Source organism: Mangrovactinospora gilvigrisea, from assembly GCF_001879105.1.
In the GTDB taxonomy this organism is placed as follows: domain Bacteria; phylum Actinomycetota; class Actinomycetes; order Streptomycetales; family Streptomycetaceae; genus Mangrovactinospora; species Mangrovactinospora gilvigrisea.
Genome location: NZ_MLCF01000178.1, coordinates 1 through 3,775 on the forward strand (window position 1 = coordinate 1; position 3,775 = coordinate 3,775).

A 3,775-nucleotide genomic window follows, 5' to 3' on the forward strand; every position below is an offset into this window, starting at 1 on the left:
GGGCGGATGCCGCCGCCCCCCGTCCCCGTCCCCGTCCCCGTCCCCGTCCCCGTCCCCGTCCCCGTCCCCGTCCCCGGCACGGTCCGACTACTGGCCCCCGGACGTCACCGTCTGGATCTCTTGGACGGGGACGTCGCGCGCGGTGCCGAAGGTGGCGGGCGGCAGCTGGGTGCCGGCCACATCGGTGTCGATCTGCCAGGTGACGGTCGCGCGGAGGGTGAACGGTCCGTCGTTCGAGGCGTGCTGGTAGGAGACGCCGCAGGGCGGGGTCTTGGTGGCGTCGCCCTTGCGGTACCGCGTGCCGATCGAGCCGTTCGCGTTGGCGGGGCAGCCGCCGGACGAGGGGTAGACGGCCGCGTCGGCGGTGCCCGGATCGATGGTGAGACGGACGGGCTTGGCGGTGGCGGTGGCCGACAGGTTGATGCCGGGGGCGTTGAGCCGAGCCGTGACGGAGACGGGGTGGAACTGCTTGGGCGGCAGCCACGCCCAGGTCGGCAGGTTGACCGTGGAGGTCCCCGCCGGGTTCAGCGACACCTCGGTGTCGGGCAGATGGAGGCGGGCGTAGGCCATCTTCGCCAGCATCGTCGGGTTGATCGTCTCCGCCGGAGGCGTGGGCGGGGTGTCGCCCTTCTTCACCCAGTGCGGGGTCTCCATGTCGATCCCACACGACGCGGTGCCGGTGTAGTCAGGGTTGTAGGTCCCGACCCACCAGTAGCCCTCGTCAGCCTTGTCCGCGTTGTAGTCCGTCTTGTCGTCCTTCTGCCCGCTCACATGGAACTTCTGCATCTCCTGGTAGCGCCAGTGCGAGCCGATCGCGCCGGAGGCCCAGACCGGATCCATGTCCGCCTTGACCTGGGCGGGCGTCTCGGGCGCGTAGTAGCACGGCGGCGGATCGGAATCGACGGGGGCCGTGGACGTCGCATTGCCCGGGGTGGTGACGGGAGCACCGGACTGGTCGGTGTAGGAGATGGTGAGATTGGTGTCGTTGCCGTCCTGGCTGACCTTTTTCTTCGACTTCGTGGTCGTGGTCGTGGTCGTGCTGGAGTAGCCGGCGTGCGCCGTGCCCACCGATCCCACGGCGAGGGCAATGGCCATGCCGATGACCACGCCGATCCGTCGCATACCGACTCTCGTCACTGGCATTGCACGGCCCCCGGGTTGTAGGTCACCTTCACCGTCTTCCAGACACCGTTAGTGCTCTTTTGGACCTGGAGGTTGGTGAACACGTAGTCCTTGGTGGTCTGCGGCGTCCTCAGGACCTTTCCGGTCTTGATGACCTTCGAATACGCCTTGTTCTGGTCCTCGCAGTAACTCACTGAGGCGATGCTCGCCGACACCAGGGCGACGTCGTTCTTGTAGTAGCGGTCCGTGCCGGTGATGGTGGCTCCGCCGTCAGTGGTCTCGAAGCGCTTGATCTCGTCCCGCGCGTCGGCCGTGGCTTGAAGGTCTGTGTAGTACAGGTACGGACCGTTCTTGACGTCGTGATAGGCGCGGGCCGCGCTCATCGAGGCGATATAGCCCTGGACGTCCTTGAGCACCGCGTCCTTGGTCGCGTTGCCCGTGGCCGTCCAACCCGTGTAGTCCAGCTTGAAGTCCGCCGGGAGCTTGATGGTCGGCGCACCGGCCTGCTGCGACGGGGCCGCGGACGGCGACGCCGACTTCGAGGAGCCCCCATTCCCAGAGGAGCCCTTGATCGCCCCCTTGTCCCCGCCACCGCCGCTGCCGCACGCTGCGACCGTCAGGGCCATGCCAACGGCGACGGCGCATGCGGCGACAGCAGTCCGAAAGCGGGGCAGGTGGGAGGCGGAACGCATGGGGTGAGAATCCATTCTGTTGACAGTCGGGGCCACATGCACGGCTCCGGCGGTCACCGAAACTCCGTCACCCCGTGTACAGCTCTCGCGACGGTACCGTCCAACCATCCGCCATCCAACACCTGTTACGGAAACTCAACGGCCGACGCTCACGCCCGATGGGACACATCCTCCGCAATCGATCAATAAGACATCAATCCGCCTCCGTCGACCGCAGCGTCTGTCTGAGCACCGCGATACCCGTCAGCGACACTGCGCGCGCGTCCTGTTACCGTCGGACCGGCCTCGATCGTGCACATGGGCAACAGCAGTCCGGCCAGCATCGCTCCATCCACGGCGGTGCCCTCCGAGAGCACCTGTCCAGCCCCGGTCGAGTACGCGCGCCACGAAGGAGCTGAGCCGCGGAACGGGAACGGGGACTGCGTGGGGGACAAAGAGGCAGCCAAACAGCTGCGCCATCGTGCGACGGAGCTGCGGGAGCGCGTCCGCCGACCAGGGTTGCTGGCTCAGGCGCTCGGCACCATGGTGGACTCCTCCGTCACCACCGCGACGGCCCCGGAGACCTGGAAGGGGCCGTTCGCGCAGCAGGTCACCGCCGATCTGATGTCGGATCAGAAGAAGCTTCGGCGGATGGCCTCGGATCTGCAGCATGACGCCGGCTCATGGGCCCGGGCGGCCGATCGGCTGGAGGCCAAGGCGCGGCACCTCGAGGGCGGGGGCGCCTGATGGGAATCGTCGGCTTCGACATCCCCAGGTCCGGGCGCTGGCCCGGGACATGGCGAGCACCGGGCGTGCGGCGCCGAAACTGCATCAGCAACTCGTCCGCTGCTGACGGATGCCGATCAGCTCCTGGGCAACGACGAGGGACCCGCCACCCACGGCTCCGAGCTGCAACCACTCGTCGGCTCCAACGGCAGCACCGGCCTTCCGCAGTCCAACCTCCCGGGGCTCCTGGGGGTGACCCTCCCCAACACGGCGTGCCGGGCCTGGGCACCAAGCTGTCTGGGAGCCCGCCAAAGGGTGGCGTGGGCCGCGGGAAGGGTTTCTACGAGACCATCGACCGCTCCGTGCGGCTGAACCAGGAGGCCGCCGGCATGCAAGAGCCGCTCGCAGGGATCACCTGGCTCGGGTACGACGCCCCCCCAGGGCACCTCGGTGGCCGGCACCGACCGCGCAGATGCGGGCGCACCGAAGCTCGACAAGTTCTTGTGTGGACTGCAGGTGACCCACGATCCCAAGGCCGGCCCGCTCAACTCCACGCTGCTCGGGCACAGCTACGGCTCGGTGACCTCCGGGACACCTCCTGGAGCAGGGGCTCGCAGCCTGGCAGGAGCACAGCCATCGCGTGGACTCGCTCCCGAAGTGGTCCAGGAAGATCCCGAGCACACGGCTCTACAGCCGCCCGGACGACTACTACCTCCGCCTCCAGATCGGCGCCAAGGGCCGGCTGAGCATCACCGTCACGTCGCCTGCCTACAAGGAGAAGTCCGAGGACGTAGACGCCACCGCAGGATCCCCGGACGGCACGGCCATGCTCGCCGCCACAGCCCACGCCTCCCGAGAGATCCGCATGATGTTCAGCGGCGGCGTCGCCTCAGACGACCAGCCGGAGCTCCTGGAAGAGCCGCACGAACCCACCACGGCGCACCACAACTGGACCTACACCACCTCGGACTCCGAGGCTGCGGCGGCGTCGTTCTTCACCGCCTCGGAGGGCCTCCCCGACCTCGGCTGGACCGTCGAGCCCCTGGATCGCGAGCGTGCCATTGCAGCCGCCACGGCCGGCGGCGGCCGCACCCGTGAGGAGGTCGAAGCCATCCTCGACGCCTCCGACACCGTCCACCTCCGCGACGATGAGCGCCGGCTTCGCGGCAACATCCAGTACAACCACGCCGACCACACGATCTACGTGAAACTGGTGCTCGCGTAGTTGCAGTGATTCCCAATATGGTTTGTCAAGC

At 68.0% G+C, this 3,775-nt stretch carries 4 protein-coding genes and 1 pseudogene; 3 read left to right on the forward strand and 2 right to left on the reverse strand.

What is annotated here, in order from left to right:
* Positions 1-87 precede the first annotated feature (87 nt).
* Together BIV57_RS22900 and BIV57_RS22905 are read right to left on the reverse strand one after the other, a co-directional pair.
* Positions 88-1,122 (reverse strand): hypothetical protein, encoded by a 1,035-nt coding sequence (locus BIV57_RS22900; protein ID WP_079170613.1) that lies wholly within the window; start codon positions 1,120-1,122, stop codon positions 88-90.
* 11 nt (positions 1,123-1,133) lie between these two features.
* Complete coding sequence (locus BIV57_RS22905) at positions 1,134-1,814, reverse strand: hypothetical protein (protein WP_139275776.1); 681 nt, start codon at positions 1,812-1,814, stop codon at positions 1,134-1,136.
* Between the two features lie 522 nt (positions 1,815-2,336).
* Between BIV57_RS22905 and BIV57_RS22910 the strand changes: the two genes are divergently transcribed.
* The 3 genes and pseudogenes from BIV57_RS22910 to BIV57_RS24390 all read left to right on the forward strand — a co-directional run bounded on the left by BIV57_RS22910 (position 2,337) and on the right by BIV57_RS24390 (position 3,744).
* Positions 2,337-2,540 (forward strand): hypothetical protein, encoded by a 204-nt coding sequence (locus BIV57_RS22910; protein WP_139275777.1) that lies wholly within the window; start codon positions 2,337-2,339, stop codon positions 2,538-2,540.
* A gap of 420 nt (positions 2,541-2,960) precedes the next feature.
* A pseudogene (locus BIV57_RS26830) lies at positions 2,961-3,098 on the forward strand (alpha/beta hydrolase); the annotation flags it as partial.
* A gap of 61 nt (positions 3,099-3,159) precedes the next feature.
* Complete coding sequence (locus BIV57_RS24390; RefSeq protein WP_071658785.1) at positions 3,160-3,744, forward strand: hypothetical protein; 585 nt, start codon at positions 3,160-3,162, stop codon at positions 3,742-3,744.
* Positions 3,745-3,775: the final 31 nt, after the last annotated feature.